Source organism: Endozoicomonas sp. ONNA2 (assembly GCF_024606365.1).
Lineage (GTDB): Bacteria > Pseudomonadota > Gammaproteobacteria > Pseudomonadales > Endozoicomonadaceae > Endozoicomonas.
The window spans coordinates 1-2,599 of the sequence record NZ_JAHHPO010000101.1; the positions used below are offsets into that span (position 1 = coordinate 1).

General features: G+C 47.7%; 1 protein-coding gene. It reads right to left on the reverse strand.

What is annotated here, in order from left to right; genetic code table 11:
- Positions 1-625: 625 nt before the first annotated feature.
- Positions 626-2,380 (reverse strand): hypothetical protein, encoded by a 1,755-nt coding sequence (locus KDK14_RS01870; RefSeq protein WP_257263319.1) that lies wholly within the window; start codon positions 2,378-2,380, stop codon positions 626-628.
- Between the last annotated feature and the right edge of the window lie 219 nt (positions 2,381-2,599).

The following is a 2,599-nucleotide window of genomic DNA, read 5'->3' on the forward strand; positions in this document are numbered from 1 at the left end:
TAGACTGCCCTACGCGGCAACTGCTCCTGCGTTGCTCTGGCTCCTGTATCCATGCTCTCGTGCGGTGGCAGCAGATTGGTCTAAAAATCCCGTTTTTTTTCGGCAAATCGCCCCGCTACTTGTGCCCTTTTGGGTATTCACCTGACAAAACCAAATTTTTATCCTTAATTTTCTGCCATTGTCGCTACGGGGACGCCCAGTCGGGGACGCCCAGTCGGACGCTATTCCCGGACAACCTCCTGACTGAAAATTTAAGAAAAAGGGGTAACACGCTCTATCGCCAATAATGTATGACCAGAATCAAGATGACCAACATACCAATCAACAGGGTAATTGACTGCTTGATTTGGTCACTGCTCAGTTTTCTGGGATCCTTTTCATCATCAGGTCGTGTACTGGTTAACAAACTCGGTGCCAGATTAGCCATCATCAAAAAACAACCAAGAAGCAGAACTGAAATAACAACAGCTTTCATTAACTGCAAAGACCTCATCACTACATATGGAAAACAACCCCTTAGACCGGTTTCCAGAGAAATGGTTGCAGTCACTGGCAAAAAAAATATCAAGAGAACACAGGCAAACCCAAACAGCTGGTTGCCTGGAAATATGCGTAATCCTGGATGTCAAGTATCTTTTGAACCCGGCGCAGCAGGCATCTGCTCAACCCACAACTGAAACTCGGACACGGTATCACCTACCGGACTCAGGTTTTCAGCAATCAATTTTTCAGCTTGCTCAGGGGGGTATCCTTTATTGATGAAAACGCGCATGGCCCACTGGTAATTTTTTGCGTAGAGCTGTCGCGAGGTGTGCGGCACTTCATCCACCAAACTCTTGACTATTTCAAGAGTGCGGCCCCGACCAAGTGCTTCTTTGGCCAATTCTTCCGACTCTGACAAAGTGTACCCTTTGTCCTGAAGTATCGTCAGACTCTCCTGAAACACTTTCTCGCGCTCGGCGTCTTGCCAGGGGTACGTTTCTGCTGCTTCTGTGATCAGACCGGCATCAGTCTCAATATCACAGGGCCTGGCAAACTCACACACTAATTGACGGGCATCGTCAAGACTGTAGCCTTTGATCAACAACTCCTCGACAGCGCGATCTATGATGCCTTGTATTTTCCTGGTTTGATAAATTTGCAACCCAGCAATTACTCCGAGCTTTCTGGGGGGCAAGCCAATGTCATAGGCGCTTAACGCTTTTTTTGCCGCGCTCCTGGTCGGGTTGGCAGGGGGACCAAGCATGAAGTTCTTCAGCGCAGTCAGTTTCTCATTCAATTTATTAATGACTCGCTGTCTCAAACTTTTTTTCAAGGGCTTCAAGGTCGGTTGGGGGGGGGTGTACGGTTGAATACCTCCAATATTTGCCATATCTTTGGAAAACCCTAACAACGCCAGCGCCTGACCACCCTGAACTTTTTCCTGTCCTGCGACAGGGTTGGCATCTTTCGATGGTAACTGCACAGCATCCGTTGCCATCCGATTGATATCGCCATTGGATCGTTCAATTAATTGATTCGCTGCTGTCGTCGCTTCTTCCGTGGACAAGCCTTTTTGCTCTAAATGCTCGATGATCCGGGGGCGAAGCTCATCGTCTATGAATTGAGTTTTTGCCTCTTTTGCCTCTTGTGCGGTCGGAGTCTTCTTTACCCACTCCTGAAAATCGAAAAGCTCATCACCTGATCGTCGCAGTGCATCCGCTACCCTATACACGGCTTCAGAGTACGAATAACCTTTACTTTCAAATGTGGCAATAGCCCATTCAGAATTCTCTGAATAGCATTTTTCAAGCCCAAGCCTTGAATGATCCTTCATCCCATCTATCAGTAGATTGACGGTTGCCACATTTTTTTCGCCCTGGAGCATCGCTCTTTTGGCAAACTCTGTGGCTTCTTTGGGTGAGTACCCTTTGCCCAACAGTCGAGTTATACTCGATTCAAACAACTCTTTAAGGTCAGAGTTTTGCCAGGGTTCCCTGTCTACGGCCTCAGTTATCAGATGCAAGTCGGCGTGCCGGTAACAACTCTTGGCAAACTCATGCACCTTTGAGTAGGCCTCCTTAACCGTGTAACCCTTGATAACCAGATCGCTACGGGCCTCATCGAGAACTGTTTGGATTCGCTCAGCTTGATAACGTTGCAGCCCGGCAAGCAGCCTGATCGGTGTCGGTTTTTTTGCTGTTTTTTTATAGGAACGCAATGATTTGTTGTCAACGCCATTGCTTTGCTGGGCCGCCTTGTCCAGCGACTTCTTGGGTTTAACCCTGTTAACGGCACGCGTTAACCAGCTTTTCTTTGCTTCCGTAGCTTTTGCAGGTTGCTCGCTCTCAGGGGTTTGCTGAGTGTTGTTCGGTCCGTTGACGCCGCCAAGTTCAGGCATGAGTTATCACCTTTTGTCAGTAGATAATCAGGTTATCGTAACCAATAGCGCATATTTGACTGCTAAAGCGCTCATGACCGGCAAAAAAGCCCACGGATAAAAGTTTCTCATTCAAAGGCTGTCCGAGAATAGCGCCCGTAGCAAGGGTTGCGAGAAATTGAGGTTAAAAATTTCTGATTCAATAGCGGGGCTATTTGACGAAGAAGCAGGAATTTTTAG